Origin of the sequence: Paenibacillus sp. Soil787, from assembly GCF_001429545.1 — a bacterium.
Classification (GTDB): Bacteria; Bacillota; Bacilli; order Paenibacillales; family NBRC-103111; genus Paenibacillus_E.
Genome location: NZ_LMSP01000008.1, coordinates 96699 through 112112, shown reverse-complemented (window position 1 = coordinate 112112; position 15414 = coordinate 96699). Strand labels below are relative to the sequence as shown.

Here is a 15414-nt window from a genome sequence, read left to right as displayed (position 1 = left end):
CATGAGCGTAGACTTGAAGAGTGAACATAGTCTTCTAGAGCAAACTTTGCAATTGCTCTGCGATTGCTCCGATTTATCTCATCTGCATCTCCCGCTTCAGCAAATTGATCTCATTTATTTCGGTCACCTTGTCAGCACAGAGATTCTTAGAAAAGATGCCTTAGAGCCCTTTAATAATAAAGATGCTGATATGGTTTCTATCCTGAGCCAATCTTCCTATATACTTAAACTGGAAGCAAGCGAACTTGTTACAGGCATTTTGGCTGGAAATATCGCTATTTACTATAAAAATAGAGGTTACTTGCATGAAGCTTACTCACCTGAATCGCGATCCATTCAAAATTCAGAGATAGAAAGCGTCATAAATGGTCCCATGGACTCGTTCACCGAGTCGTTAAGTACAAATTTGTCTTTGATACGGAGACGTATAAGGGATCCTGGATTAAAAGCAATCACCTTCACCATTGGTACAAGAACAGGAACAACGATGGTTCTCCTTTATTTGGAGGAACTTGCAGAACCCGCGCATTTGCAGCATTTAAGCGAAATGATTGAAAAGCTTGATATCCAAACGATCTATGATACGAATACACTTACACAACATTTAACCCCTGACAAACTATCAATTTTCCCGCAATTCCTAACAAGCGTTCGACCTGATCATATAGCAGACAAGCTGACAAGCGGCAAAATTGTGGGGCTGCTCGACGGGAGTCCAGTCGCTTTCAGCGCACCAACCTCGTTTATTGAATTTTTCTCATCGCCTGACGATTATTATCAACCTTGGGCCGTGGCCTCAGCGGTTCGCATTCTACGCTTCATCGCCTTATTCATCACACTTTGCTTCACAGCATTTTATGTATCTCTAGTAACTTATCATTATGAAATGATTCCACCATCTCTGTTGTTAAACTTAATGGAATCCCGGAATAAAGTACCTTTCTCCCCTCTTCTAGAGGCCATTGTTATGGAAATGACCATCGAGCTGCTTCGCGAAGCAGGCGCACGTTTACCTACCAAAATCGGTACGACCATCGGCACCGTCGGCGGGATCGTCATCGGACAAGCGGCCGTTCAGGCTGGTATTACAAGCAATATTCTCATCATCTCGGTAGCTATTTCAGCTATCGCTTCCTTCGTCATACCAAGTTATATCATGAGCTCTTCCATCCGCTTGCTGCGATTTGCGATCATTCTGATGGCCGGTCTCCTCGGAAATTTCGGACTGGTGTTTGGACTCAGTTTTATTATGATTCAACTTTCTGGTTTTAACATGTTCGGGATCTCTTATTTATACCCAATTGCTCCTTCGAAACCAAGTCGTTGGTTAGAACTTATTATCCGAGCACCCATACAGATTTTGACCAAACTCAAAAAGCCTAGCACCAATAATTCGAACAAATGAAGGAGACACTTATGCGCGCTAAGCTTCCATTTTATCAGACCACCATTATGGCGAACTTCGCTCAAACCGGTGTCGTCGTATTCAGCCTTCCTCGGCTATTATCTGAGAATATCGGTACAAATGGGTGGGCAGCTTTACTAATCTGTTCATCCGTTGCCGCTTTCAATCTACTGCTCATTTCATTCGTTTATCGATTAGGTAGAGGGAGATCTATTTTCGAAATTTCACAATCTGCTTTACCGAAATTCATTTTAGTTCCTTTTTTCGGGGTTCTAGCTGGATTATGGGCAATGCTAGGCAGCTTGGTTGGTAAAGAATATATTTTAATTCTAAAATCGTTATCATTCCCCTCGCTCCACCCCGCCTATTTGTATATTTTGTTCGAGCTTCTAGTTTTCTTGCTTTTGACTAAGGGCATTATGAGTATCTCCAGAACCGCGGTCATCGCTTTTTGTGTAATTATTTGGAATTTTTTACTCTTATTTTATGCCATTAGCGATTTTGAACTATCGCGAATGACTACCTTTTGGTTTAAGGATGTCACTCATTCCTTCAAAGGATGGATTGAGGTTTACATTGCTTTTCTGGGTTATGAACTATGCCTTTTGCTATTTCCTTATACGAATGAAAAAACACACTTAATCCGTGCTTTTCAAATTGCAAATCTAATCACCACATTTACTTATACGATAGTTGCATTTGCTTCCTTTGGCTTTTTCAGCCTGCATCAACTTCAGCATATGAAGTATCCTGTACTCAATTTGCTCTCCTATGTGGAACTCCCCTTTTTGAAACGAGTCGATGATCTCGTATTTAATATAACGTTATTTCGAGTCCTTATTACGAATGTCGTATTCGGTTGGGCAGCGATTGAAACGATAAAATGGCTCCTGCCAGCTTCAAACAAACAGTGGATCCCCTATGCTATTTTTGCGATTTTCCCATTAACTGCCTTGATTGTCATTCCTTCTCCGCTTGAAAAGACCATCCATTGGTTAGGTCTGTTTGGAATATCTGAAGCAGGGGTTGCTTTCTTGCTGCCGATCTTCCTTATCGTACTCCTTATAATTAACAAATATAGAGGGCGGGATTATGCGTAGTTGGGTTATGGTTGCCGTACTTTTATGTCTAACCGGTTGTGTCGAACAAAATCGCATTGAAAAACTAGGCATGTCTGATACCGTTGCTATAGACTCCGTTTATGAAGAGAATGGAAAACCTTCTGAAAAGGACGTGTCTATCGCTATCGCCATCCCGAAAGCAGGAACAATGGATAAACAGCAAGCAGAAATTCTCCAAACCATAGCTGAATCTCCTAAAGATGGGAGAAGCAAATTGTCCCGTAAAATTAACAAAACCCTTGTTTCAGGGCAATTGAGAAGTATATTATTCGGGAAAGAATTGGCTAAACAGGGGATTTGGAAGGAACTTGATTCCTATCGCCGCGATTATACTGTTGGAGAACGAATGAAAATTGTCGTAGTTAACGGCAGTGCTGTAGACATGTTGACCCATAAATATGCTCAAATACGATCCGTCGGGAGTCATATTGATCAGTTAATAACCCAAGAGTCCAAAATTCATGAGGCTCCTGACGTATCTCTCTACAGTTTCGTACGCGACTATTTTGACGATGGTACGGATCCAATTGCCCCTATGCTTGTAGTAAAAGGTGATAATGTTGAAATCGACGGGATTGCTCTTTTCAAAAAAGATCGTTACATTGGCAAAATTAGAGCAGAACAAACCGTACTGTTTACTATTCTTAGTAAAAGCCTAAAAATGGGTGAATTCATTATTACATTCATGGATCATTCCTCTGGACGGAAAGAAAAGGCGATGATTAGTTCAATCGCAAGCAAAAGAGAAGTCATTGTTAACAAGCAGGAACGTGAAAGCTCCGTCCCTCAAGTCGTCATCCGTATTCGATTGAGCGGCATTATTTTGGAATACACAGGAAAGTCAACATTCAAAAAAGCGGTAGAGCAGAAAAAATTAGATCAGGATTTGTCAGATGCCATTCGCGAACAGCTACAAGCGATAGTTAGCCATGTGCAGCGCATCGGTGGGGATAACTTGGGAATCGGAACTTACGTCCGCAACAGTATGAGCTATGAGAAATGGAATAATTTGCATTGGAAATCGATGTATCCCCGTGCTGATATCCGTGTAGAAGTAGACACCACAATTCGTGATTATGGCATGATTCGATAGCGTTTCAGCTGGAAATCAGTATGAACCGTTCCGGACTCTTTTAACGTTAATGTTCCTGTGCTAGAATCAGAGGATGGCTTAACGAGACATGGAGCCCGGAGGTGAAAAGCTCAATGAACAAGACACTGACAACGGATATGGAATTATTCGCGGCTGCGTTATCGCAAGTTAGGGTAGCCGTCATTCAACATACAGCAGATGATATCCCCGTCTTCATCGCTTCAGGTGTAATCGAAAAGTATTCGACTCATTACGTAAAGATTGGCGAAACGAATTATTTGCGGGATGAAAGCGAGTTCCGTATTGAGGAACGTTCCAACAATCAATCTTAATAAAAGGTAACCTCACAATAGGAACCAAGCGGAATCAATTCTTGTAAATAATCGTGCATGGCCCTTTTTTCCTTATCATGGAGTAATCTAATTGCATGAAAATCAAAATGGATGATACTATCCGCAGCTTGATATCTGTTAAATTTTAAACGACCATAAGGAAATAATCGGTTTATCGCCTCTAAAATGCCATATTGATTCAAATTTCTGCGCATCGCTGTTTGGATGATAGCTGCCGGTATTTCTTGCAGTTGTGGAACTTTGTCGGGTTGAACTGCGCTATATGCCTTTACTTGAAAGTTGACATAGGGATACAAGTAACCGCTTGCATAATGTTGTACCCTTTGAACATCATTCTCAGGTAAGTACAAATCTCCATTCCAAGCGTAGATCGTCGCTTTATGCTTTTCAGGTGTATGAATCCTTATATATCTTAAATGCGGAAAACGATTTCTCACAAGCTGCTCGGATAATAAACGAGTTCCCACCATGATCACCTCTTCGGATTATGCCTTGCTCCCTACAGCATATGCCGCCAAGGATAAACGACTCCATCGTCCTTCAGGGACGAGCGCGTTTGTCTAGCTGCACATCTTGAATCAACGTTGGGCCCCATGCCCCCGCCGTTATCGAGTTTTGGTTGTCCCCTACTGGAGCTCCCCAACTGGTCGTAAGCTTGTTTTTTCCGTACTCATTGTCGTATAACCTCTTCAGTAAAATGTTGAAACTCTGTCAAAAGCGCTCTCACTCGCTCAACAGGATTATATATGTGACAACCTTCCATTTCCCTAATTCATGTGTATTCGAGAGCCTGTCATGATATGATGCTGCGTCCCCGAACAACGCCTCCAACAAGAAATCAGGATAGGGACACCCAAAATAACTGCGAAAGTGCAGGTATTTTGCTAAAAATCGTTTGAATAGAGGAAAAGCCTGTTAATATGCAGGAATTTTTAGCTTTACCATACTGGAACTAAAAAAAAACCGAAAAAAGCCTGCACAATTGCAGGAATTTACGAATTGGAGATAATCAAAGAAAAAAAGCATGTATAATTGCAGGTTTATCACAACCGTAATCACTTCTTCTCGTTAAAGTTCGCTCCAACCCAAATTAATAAGGAGAGACTTTGGCCTACGACCAAAGATCCCTATATTAGGTTTTATCGCCGATAAGATAGCGGTTTTGGGATACCGAGAACTTATACTTTCTGGCGTGGCAAAAAAGCATCCCTCCCGGGATGCCCTCCTTCAGCTGCTCATTATTTTGAGCTACTTATCAATAATCTTAAACAACGCTTGAGTACCGCTGTCTTCTTCACCGCTCGCTGCTAGCTTCTCATAAAGGGATTTCGCCAATGTTAGTCCAGGCAGCTCCACTTTCATTTCTTCGGCAGATTGGAGCGCGATCTTCATATCTTTGATGAAGTGTTTCACATAAAATCCTGGAGCAAAATTCCCAGCGATGATGCGCGGGGCCAGGTTGCTTAAGGACCAGCTGCCCGCAGCGCCCGAATCAATACTTTTGAGCACAGTCGAAGGATCGAGTCCTGATTTCTTCGCATATACCAGCGCTTCAACAACGCCCATCATATTACTTGCAATTGCGATTTGGTTACACATTTTCGTGTGCTGGCCTGCACCCGCTTCTCCTTGGTAGACGATGTTCGTGCCAATCTTCTGAAAAAGCGGCAGTATGGCATCAAAAGCTTCACGCGAGCCCCCAACCATAATCGAAAGTCTCGCTTCCTTAGCTCCAATATCTCCACCTGAAACAGGTGCATCTAGTGAAAACACTTGACGTGCGAATGCTTTATCATAAATCTGTTTGGCCAGCATCGGACTAGACGTTGTCATATCAATGACGTAGCTGCCCGGCTTAGTGTTAGCAAGAATACCATTTTCGCCTAAATAAATCTCTTCTACGTCATTAGGGAAGCCTACCATTGTAATAATTACATCACATTGTTGCGCTAATATTCCTGGTGAATCCTGCCAGTGAGCACCCTGATCCAACAGGTCCTCTGCCTTGGATTTCGTTCGATTATATATATGTACCTCGTAGCCTGCTTGAATAAAATGGCCTGCCATACTTTTGCCCATGACACCTGTCCCTACTAAGCCCACAATCGTTTGCGCCGGATTGATTACCACAATGAATGCCACCTCTCATTTTAACAAGTAACTGAATTTCGAATATGTTTCATTCTTAAGTTATCACCGTCTGTGTATCTGGTCAAACTGTGCTCATACCTAAATGTATAACCAAAATAAAATTACTTTGACAGACATAGTATTCCGTTGTATATTATAGTTCAGGAGGTGAGGATTATCGTTGACTTGAAAATAACGTCCGATCTCATTCGAGGACACACCGACACTATTATTCTGAAGCTTTTAATTTCCGGAGATAAATATGGCTATGAAATTTCAAAGCTGGTGTATGTTATTTCAGGCGGGGAATATGAACTGAAGGAAGCAACCATGTACTCCAGCCTCAAGCGACTGGAACAGGAAGAAAGCATAACCTCTTACTGGGGGGATGAAACGCAAGGTGGCCGTAGAAAGTACTATCGCATTACCGATAAGGGCAAAGAAGCTTTTAAGCTCAACAAGTTAAATTGGGAACATGCGAAGACCATTCTCGATTTGCTCATTTAGAAAGGCGGTATGATGGATGAAACCAAACCCGAGGCTCATTGCGTATTTGAATGATGTTTTTTCACATTATGAAGATTTGAGACCCATCCAGGAATTAAAAGAAGAGCTTTTAACTGATTTGCAGGAAAGACTCCAAGATCTGCAACAAGATGGCTTCGATGAAGAAGCTGCCTTTCAAAGGACGATCGCATCCATCGGCGAAATATCCGAGTTGATCGAAAGCATTCATGCAAACACCACGAAGCTCCAACAAATCATTGGCATTGATTTCTCTATGCAGAATTTACAAAAATCCGACCTAAAGTCTATCCAAGTCCATGATGGCAAGTTCAATTACAGCAATCTTCAGGATTCCGATTTCAGCAATTCGGACTTAACCAATGCTTCGTTTAAATGCAGCAACTTAGATCGGGTTAAGTTCGACGGTGCGAATTTGACGGGAACGAAGTTTTCTAAATCCAATCTTAGAGGTGTCAGCTTCAAGAATTGTACGTTAGACCTTATAGAATTCCGTTCTTGCGATTTAACTGGTGTATGTATGGATAACCTACTCTTTACAGGAACTACTTTTCATCATTCAAATCTAAAAGGAACCACGTTCCGAAATACCACACTTCAAAGCTGTTCCTTCAAAGCTGACATCAAGAAAACAATCTTCGATGGTGCCAAGATGGATAAAGTGACCTATGCTTTGTTAAAAGGGTTTAAAGCTAACTTAAGTCAGGTTACTATCATTTAGTAACCAACCACATAGATAAAAATTAAATCGGATTCAGAGAAAGTGAGGAAAACAATCATTATGGCAGCGCAAAACAAAAACAAAAGCTTAGGCATTGTCATCGCCGGGTTATTGCTGGGTATCCTAATGGCTGCTATGGATAATACCATTGTAGCCACAGCCATGGGTACCATCATCGGTGAATTAGGCGGATTGGATAAATTCGTTTGGGTCACTTCGGCTTATATGGTCGCGGAAATGGCCGGCATGCCGATATTCGGCAAGCTTTCCGATATGTACGGACGCAAAAAGTTTTTCATCTTTGGTGTTATCGTGTTTATGCTTGGATCCATCCTATGTGGAACAGCAAGTTCAATTATAGAGCTAAGCATTTATCGCGCTATTCAAGGAATCGGCGGCGGCGCCATGATGCCGGTTGCTTTCACGATTATGTTCGATGCCGTTCCTGCAGAAAGCCGCGGCAAACTTGGTGGATTATTCGGAGCCGTGTTCGGCATGTCCAGCATTTTTGGACCCCTTCTTGGCGCTTATATTACCGATTATGTGAACTGGAAATGGGTATTTTACATTAACCTCCCGCTTGGTCTAATCTCACTTGTTTTTGTCGCCTTCTTCTATCGCGAATCGGTTGAGCACTCTAAACAAAGAATCGATTGGTGGGGCGCTTTTACACTCGTTGGTGCCATCGTATCCCTCATGTTCGCTCTGGAATTAGGCGGCAAGGAATACGCTTGGGATTCATCAGTTATCCTTGGTTTATTCGCGCTGTTTGCGGTGTTAGCAATCATCTTCGTCTTCGTTGAACGTCGGGCTGCAGAACCAATTATCTCTTTTGCAATGTTCAAAAATCGGTTGTATGCATCAAGCAATGCCGTTGCCATTTTTAGCGGCGCAGCTTTTATCACAGCATCTGTCTATATCCCCATTTTCATTCAAGGTGTATTAGGCGGGACCGCTACCAATTCCGGCTTAGTTCTTCTTCCTATGATGTTAGGCTCCGTTGTAACGGCAACAGGCGGCGGTTTCTTAATGAATAAAATGAGTTATCGCGCGATTATGATTCCAACAACCTTCCTCCTTATTGTCGGAACAGCTCTCTTGACAACGTTATCGCCAGAATCCCCGCGTTGGCTTGTAACAATTTACATGATCATTATCGGACTTGGCATCGGTGCTTCCTTCTCTGTCTTAAGTAATGCAGCCATTCATCTGTTCGAGCCGCGGCAGCGCGGTTCAGCCTCCTCAACACTAAACTTCCTCCGCTCCTTGGGGATGACGCTGGGTATCACCGTATTCGGAATTGTTCAGAGTCATGCTTTAACGCGAAAATTGACGGATGTATTTGCAGGCCAAGATCAAACTGGAGCTGCCATACCGTCCGGGGACCCGCATACGCTGCTTGATCCCGCGAAACGAATGGAGATTCCTGCACCTGTTCTCGAGAAAATCACAACCGCCTTATCGTCATCTATCGTTCTCACCTTTGCTTGGACTATACTTCCTGCTGTTCTTGCCTTCGTTTGTGCCATCGTGATGAGCAAAGAGAAGCTGGATCCAGCCCAAGAAACAGAAGCAGCTATGTCACATTAGAACAAAAAAGCGCCACTCCAACTACAGCAAAACTGTAGATGAAGTGGCACTTTTCATTTCCAATTCGTTAAATTCCTTTAAACGAGAATGAGTAGGCATAGCTACGATTAGCATATAGCGTGAACTCTGGGTGTGTTCTTGCTCCCCAACTGTCATCACCGCCGACGCCCATCTGCTTATAATTCACCCGCAGCACGACTTTGTCGCTAGCTGGGAGCTTATACGTATGGTCATGAGCTTCCAATTCGGAAGGTAGATATGGCAGAGCATTCAATTCAACGGTAGGCAGCCCTGTTATGCGGAGTCCATTTCCGTTCGCATCTGTCAACGTCGCCCAGCGCACATCCGTTTTATTGCCGCATTCTTGCGGACGTAAGTATGGCACGAACTGCTCTTCAACGGTACCGCTGTGCAAAGCTAGTTTGGCACCGACAGCACGATCCCAGTAGTTCTCATGCGGCCCACGGCCGTACCAGCTCAATTGCTGGAAGGAGCGGTCTAATTGGAAAAGTACGCCAATCTCCGGAATTTCTGGTAAATGCGCGCCAGGCACGAGCTCCATACGCACGTCTACTTCCCCATTAGGAGATACTGTGTAAACCAATTGCACCTCGGAACTTGGTATAGTCGCTAACTCAAAGCGAACATTCACCTCAGCACGACCTTCGCCAATCGATTTAGCTGTCAAAGATTGCAGCGTTCTTCCACTCCCCGCCTCTTGCCACGGCGCGCAGCGAATGTGATGCTGGTTGCCCCGATCATTATCGGTATATGCACGCCAGAAATTAGGTGCCGGGCCTGTCAGGAACAACTCCCTTCCTTCGTACACATAAGAAGTGATATCACCGGTAGCAGCATTGAATTGAAGAGAGAAGTTACCTCCTTTAAGGCTAATTGATTCCCTTGTGGATGCAATTTGTACAGCTTCTAGAGCGGACAAGGTCGCCGCGGATTCTTGGACTGCCTTTTCGTAATAAGACCAAGCCGCTTTACTTACTGGAAGCAAGAACTGCTCCCATGCGATTTCGTGTCCTTTCTGCGCCCAATTTGTATCTTCTTTCAGCTGTAGACTGATCGTCAGAACGAACTCATCTTTCGGCAAAATGGTTTCCATACGATCTAGAGCCAACTCGATAACAGCTGTTTCTCCTGGCTTCACAGTGAAATGCCCACGCTTGGCTACACCTACTGGCTCACCATTACGTGAGATAGACCATGTCCAATCAAACTCACTCAGATCCGTAAATAAATACTGATTCGTCACCTTCACTTGGCCACTACCAAGATCGACCGCTTCGAACTTCACATTCTGGTAGCATTTCTTCACTTCATAGATTTTTGGTGATGGCGTACGATCAGCGAAAATTAATCCGTTACCGCAGAAGTTGCCATCATTCGGCGTATCACCGAAATCGCCGCCGTAGGCTTGGTAGGTAATACCCTCTGGTGTTGTTGTTCGGATCGATTGATCGATCCAATCCCAAATAAAGCCGCCTTGGAGAACCGGATACTTGTCGAACAACTCCCAGTACTTAAATAAATTGCCGCATGAGTTCCCCATCGCATGGCTGTATTCACATAGAATAAAAGGTTTTTTGGGCTTATTTCTTGCGTACGCTTCAATTTGTTCAATTTTGGAATACATCTGACTTTCAATATCCGACGCCGCGTCCGATGCGCGGAAGTTGAAAACTCCTTCGTAATGTACAACTCTTGAAGGATCGGCTTCACGCAAGAAGTCGTGCATTTTAATAAAGTTATCGCCACCGAACGCCTCATTACCTAGCGACCAAATCACAATCGAAGGATGGTTCTTATCTCTTTGCATCATCGAATTCGCCCGGTCCAGCACAGCTCCCGTCCATTCCGGCTTACTTCCAGGTACGGCGTCTGCTTCAACGTCTGAACCATAGGTCCATGAGCCATGTGTCTCGAGGTTCGTTTCATCAATCACATAAAGCCCATATTGGTCACATAGCTCATACCAGTACGGATTGTTTGGATAATGTGAGGTCCGTACAGCATTGATATTATGTTGTTTCATAAGCAAAATATCGGCAATCATACTTGCCTTATCAACAGAACGGCCGCGATCCGTATCGAATTCATGGCGATTAACACCTTTGAACATAATACGCTCACCATTGATCTTCATCAAACCGTCTTCGATTTCAAATTTACGGAATCCAACCTTGCAGCTTTCCGTTTCCAGAAGCGAGCCATCTTCACCTCTTAAGCTCAAAACAAGTGTATACAGATTTGGCTTCTCCGCGCTCCATTTTGCAGGCCGATTCACCTGGATGGAGAGCTCTACTTCCTGTTTAGCAAGGCCACTTATATTAACTTCTGCAGAAAGTGGCTCCTTCCATAGCGGCTTCAGTTCACTATCATAAAGAACAGCTTCCACACGGCGTGTACCGCTGCTAAGTCCATCGTAATTCGTGACTTTTGCTTGAATAAGCAGCTCTGCATTCTCGAAGGAATCGTCCAGATTCGTCAGCACCTTGAAATCTGAAATATGGGTTGTTGGCGTGCTATATATATACACATCGCGGAAAATACCGCTTAGCCGCCAGAAATCTTGATCCTCCAGCCAGCTCGCATCACTCCAACGGTAAACCTCGACAGCAAGCTTATTCTCACCCTCTACCAGGTAGGGTGTAATATCAAAATCCGCAGGTGTAAATGAATCCTGACTAAAGCCCGCCAAATCACCGTTTACCCACACATAAAAAGCCGATTCTACCCCTTGAAAGCTGAGGTATACGGGTTGATCTGCCCACGATGCCGGGACCGTGAAGCTCCGTGAATAAGAACCCACAGGGTTATACTTGACCGGAGCAAATGGAGACTTCAAATCTTCATGGCCCACCCAAGGATAAATGACATTCGTATATTGCGGAAAGTCGAAGCCTTGAAGCTGCCAATGGGAAGGCACCGCGATGTCCGCCCAACTGCTGCAATCGTAGTCGCTCTTGTAAAACTCTTGCGGACGGCCTTGCGCATTCTCAGCAAAATGAAACTTCCATGTTCCATTCAATGTTTGGTAAGAATCGGACGCTTCACGAACCCCTGCAAGTGCCTCATCTTCGGACTTGTAAGGCATTAATGTGGCGTGAGCTTCCATGCGGTTTAATTGAAAAATCTGAGGATTATTATTCCATTCCGGGTATCCATTAACGGGCGGTGTATATACGAACTTTTTAGCCATCTGTTGAATTCCTCACTTCTATAGGTTATATAAATTTCAACAACTATCTTCTTATTGTACAAGACAATAATTTCTTTTAAAATATAAGATACTACGCATTACATATCAAAAAATGAAAGAGTGAACCTTAGATCGATGGCAACCGACTACAGAAAATTTTTCGTCATTACAGAAACGGATCGGAAGCTTCCACTCATCCTGGAAACAGTCGGTTACGAAAATGAGCAGCAGTTCTACAAGCGAGAAGAAGGCTATCCCTGCTTTCATTGGCTCCAAACGATTGACGGCAGCGGAGAGATCATCCTCGAAAGCGGATCCGTCAAGCTGAGTGAGAATCAAGGCATGCTCCTCCCTGCGGGCGTCCCGCATGAATATAAAATCACGGCTGCCAAGTGGTCGACGTGGTATTTAACTTTCGATGGTGCGCTCGCTGCTTCCATTGTATATGCCTTAGAAATACCATTATCCACACCAATTAGCTGGGGCATGGAAACCCCTCTCGCTAGTATTCATGAGTACTATTACGAAAAGTACCGCTTCAGCCATGACTTCACGGGCATGAATGGTTCACTCGAAATTTATCAATTCCTTACTCTGCTCAAAAAGCACGGCAACGTAAATAGAAGTGCATCCTTTTCCCAAAGTCACGAGCGTTTACTGCCGCTTTTGTTGGAGCTTGAGATTAGCTTCGCATCTTCCGACGTAGGGCTCGGATGGATGGCTCAGTTGCTTGGCATAAGCTCTCAACACGTTAATACATTGTTCCGCAAAGCATTTGGTCTCTCTCCTTACCAATACTTATTGCAGCTGCGCCTACAGAAATCCAAGGAATTGCTGATTGCCCAGCCTAATCAAACGGTGAAACAGATCGCTGACGCGAGCGGCTTCCTCGACGCTTCGCATTTCATCTCAACATTTCGCAAATCCGTAGGTCTGACCCCCGAAGTTTTCAGAAATCAATACAACAAAAAGAACCAATCGGAAGATTTCCGTTAATTCGATTGTCTACATGACATTCGTTTTCGTTTCAAAAAAAGCTATGATGGTTAAATATGGGTAAAATGATTGGGGGTTAATGATGAGCAGCTTACAATTCGATAAACATCGTTTCTTCGAGCAGATGGTTCAGTTCTCTCCTCATGGGATTGCCTGTTTATCCCTAAACGGGTCCCTACTGAAAGTAAATCCAGCTTATGGCTCGATTCTGGGGTATTCGGAATATGAGCTCGAGAAGCTTAACATTCGTGAAATCACCTTTCTTGATGATTGGCTCCCATACTCTGATCAAGTTCAAAACTTGATAGCTCGTCAGGTCTCTTCTTTTACAATGGAAACCCGATATGTGCACAAGAATGGCGGCATCATTTGGACTTCCATCCAGCTCACATTCGTTGGCGATGCTCAAACCGGGCCTCCTCTTTATGGTATCGTTCACATGACGGATATTTCACAGCTCAAGTCTGTGGAACAGAAGCTTCAAGAGTCCATTGATCGGTATACACCTCTGAAAATGCATACACATGATGCCGTCATTTCGCTTGATTTGGACGGAATTATTGTCAATGGCAATACGCGGGCACAGGAGTTGTTAGGCTTCTACAACAATGAATTCGTAGGAATGCCTTTTTCCAGATTTGTTGGCAAAAACAATGTGAAACAATTCCTTACCGACTCCCTATTAGATGCTTCCATGGAGAAAAAGATTGATCATATTCGTCAAATCAATGGTCCTATCGTTGAAGTACTGACGACGATTGCTCCCATCATCATGAACGAAATGAATGTTGGGTTCTATATCATTGCCAAGGACATGACGGAACAGAAGAAATTAATGATTGAGAAGGAAACAGCTGAGAATACGAATAAAGCAAAGAGTGAATTTCTGGCAATGATGAGCCATGAAATTCGAACGCCGATGAATGGCGTTATCGGAATGACAGACCTTTTGCTGCAAACGACAACGTTAGACGATGAGCAAAAAGAGTACGTCGAGATTATTCATAAGAGCGGTGAAACGCTGCTCCGTATCATTAATGACATTTTAGACTTCTCCAAAATCGAATCCGGGAAAACGGAATTACACGAAATCCCTTTCAATATACGAGAAACGATCGCTGAAACGTTTCATATTTTATCGACCATAGCGGATGAAAAGCAGTTATTCATGACATGTACAGTAAATCCCGACGTCCCGCACTCTTTGGTTGGTGATTCAGAACGGTTGAAACAGATACTTATTAATTTGGTTGGCAATGCGGTCAAGTTTACGCCTTTCGGTGGAATCTCCGTGTACGTCAATAAACGGATACAAGAAGATCACGTCATACAACTAGAATTCATTGTAAAAGATAGCGGAATCGGTATTCCCACTGATATGCGAAGTTATATCTTCGAGCCTTTCAATCAAGTCGATCATGTGATGACGCGCAAATACGAGGGTACAGGCCTTGGCTTAGCGATTTCGAAAAAGCTGGTCCGACTCATGGGAGGCGATATTTGGGTAGAGCCTGCCGAAGAGCCAGGTACTACGGTCTTCTTCACCCTTTGTCTCAAAGAGGATCATCATTCAGATGTGTATCAGGGTAATACGAATGAAGGTATTGCGCATGCTTCCCTACACATACTTATCGCCGAAGACAATGCCATTAATCAATTTGTTTTAAATAAAATGCTAGAGAAGCAGGGGCATATCATTACAGTTGCTTCTAATGGGGAAGAAGCGGTGAAGTTCGCCTTAAGAGATCGGTTTGATATTATATTTATGGATCTCCAAATGCCGATCATAAACGGATTAGATGCAACCGCAATAATTAAACAATCACTCCCGCCAGAACGATGTCCCCTGATCGTCGCTGTAACTGCCAACGCTTTAAAAGAAGATCGCGAAAGCTGCCTTGCTGCGGGCATGGATGATTATTTGAGCAAACCGATCAAAAATAAATCTCTTCTCGATATTATCGGGACCTATATGGACAATAAACACCTTATAGGCTAAAGGTGGGGAATCCAAGGGGGTTACTCCTGAATGTTGTACGTTGTACAACAATTCGCAAGAAAATACACGTTTTCCGAGCGATTGTTGCAGAAAATGCAACAATTCCAGCCAAAATTAGCCCAATAACCAATAAAACTGGCTGAATTGTTGTACAACATACAACATCTTCTACTTTCCTAGCTCAAACCAAGGAAATTGTTGTACGTAGTACAACTCCAAACGTATAAACAACATAAGACATCTACGTTCCGCGAAAATCTAGTAATGTCA

The 15414-nt window shown here is 43.5% G+C and carries 12 protein-coding genes and 1 pseudogene; 9 read left to right on the top strand and 4 right to left on the bottom strand.

The features are described from left to right. Position 1 precedes the first annotated feature (1 nt). From ASG93_RS10570 to ASG93_RS10555, 4 genes are all read left to right on the top strand, one after another. The gene (locus tag ASG93_RS10570) at positions 2 to 1405 is read left to right on the top strand and encodes a spore germination protein (RefSeq protein ID WP_056831638.1); all 1404 of its coding nucleotides are present in this window, start codon (positions 2 to 4) and stop codon (positions 1403 to 1405) included. Between the two features lie 11 nt (positions 1406 to 1416). Further along, positions 1417 to 2505, top strand: coding sequence for a GerAB/ArcD/ProY family transporter (locus tag ASG93_RS10565; RefSeq protein WP_056831636.1), 1089 nt, complete (start codon positions 1417 to 1419; stop codon positions 2503 to 2505). Further along, positions 2498 to 3619, top strand: coding sequence for a Ger(x)C family spore germination protein (locus tag ASG93_RS10560; RefSeq protein ID WP_056831634.1), 1122 nt, complete (start codon positions 2498 to 2500; stop codon positions 3617 to 3619). The genes ASG93_RS10565 and ASG93_RS10560 overlap by 8 nt, the downstream gene beginning before the upstream one ends. Before the next feature lie 113 nt (positions 3620 to 3732). Continuing rightward, on the top strand, positions 3733 to 3951 hold the full coding sequence (locus tag ASG93_RS10555; protein ID WP_056831632.1) for a hypothetical protein: 219 nt from the start codon (positions 3733 to 3735) through the stop codon (positions 3949 to 3951). On the opposite strand, the gene ASG93_RS10550 is transcribed toward ASG93_RS10555, so the two are convergent. The 3 genes and pseudogenes from ASG93_RS10550 to ASG93_RS10545 all read right to left on the bottom strand — a co-directional run bounded on the left by ASG93_RS10550 (position 3948) and on the right by ASG93_RS10545 (position 6102). Further along, the gene (locus ASG93_RS10550) at positions 3948 to 4442 is read right to left on the bottom strand and encodes a hypothetical protein (protein ID WP_056831630.1); all 495 of its coding nucleotides are present in this window, start codon (positions 4440 to 4442) and stop codon (positions 3948 to 3950) included. The genes ASG93_RS10555 and ASG93_RS10550 overlap by 4 nt on opposite strands. A gap of 91 nt (positions 4443 to 4533) precedes the next feature. Further along, a pseudogene (locus ASG93_RS36280) lies at positions 4534 to 4665 on the bottom strand (hypothetical protein); the annotation flags it as partial. A gap of 555 nt (positions 4666 to 5220) precedes the next feature. Continuing rightward, positions 5221 to 6102 (bottom strand): NAD(P)-dependent oxidoreductase, encoded by an 882-nt coding sequence (locus ASG93_RS10545; RefSeq protein WP_056831627.1) that lies wholly within the window; start codon positions 6100 to 6102, stop codon positions 5221 to 5223. A 177-nt stretch (positions 6103 to 6279) separates the two neighbouring features. Here ASG93_RS10545 and ASG93_RS10540 point away from each other — a divergent pair, with 177 nt between their 5' ends. Genes ASG93_RS10540 through ASG93_RS10530 form a run of 3 tightly spaced genes read left to right on the top strand, consistent with a single transcriptional unit; the run spans position 6280 to position 8938 of the window. Beyond that, a complete protein-coding gene (locus ASG93_RS10540; RefSeq protein ID WP_056831697.1) occupies positions 6280 to 6609 on the top strand; it encodes a PadR family transcriptional regulator in 330 nt (109 codons plus the stop codon). Positions 6610 to 6625: 16 nt separating this feature from the next. Next, on the top strand, positions 6626 to 7348 hold the full coding sequence (locus ASG93_RS10535; RefSeq protein WP_056831625.1) for a pentapeptide repeat-containing protein: 723 nt from the start codon (positions 6626 to 6628) through the stop codon (positions 7346 to 7348). 60 nt (positions 7349 to 7408) lie between these two features. Next, on the top strand, positions 7409 to 8938 hold the full coding sequence (locus ASG93_RS10530; RefSeq protein ID WP_056831623.1) for an MDR family MFS transporter: 1530 nt from the start codon (positions 7409 to 7411) through the stop codon (positions 8936 to 8938). Positions 8939 to 9005: 67 nt separating this feature from the next. Here ASG93_RS10530 and ASG93_RS10525 read toward each other — a convergent pair whose 3' ends face one another. Further along, positions 9006 to 12149, bottom strand: coding sequence for a glycoside hydrolase family 2 TIM barrel-domain containing protein (locus ASG93_RS10525; RefSeq protein WP_056831621.1), 3144 nt, complete (start codon positions 12147 to 12149; stop codon positions 9006 to 9008). A 135-nt stretch (positions 12150 to 12284) separates the two neighbouring features. Here ASG93_RS10525 and ASG93_RS10520 point away from each other — a divergent pair, with 135 nt between their 5' ends. Both ASG93_RS10520 and ASG93_RS10515 read left to right on the top strand, forming a co-directional pair. Further along, on the top strand, positions 12285 to 13145 hold the full coding sequence (locus ASG93_RS10520) for an AraC family transcriptional regulator (protein WP_056831619.1): 861 nt from the start codon (positions 12285 to 12287) through the stop codon (positions 13143 to 13145). A gap of 82 nt (positions 13146 to 13227) precedes the next feature. After that, positions 13228 to 15144 carry a PAS domain S-box protein gene (locus tag ASG93_RS10515; protein ID WP_063891843.1) on the top strand — a complete coding sequence of 639 codons (1917 nt, stop codon included), beginning with the start codon at positions 13228 to 13230 and terminating at the stop codon, positions 15142 to 15144. Positions 15145 to 15414 lie beyond the last annotated feature (270 nt).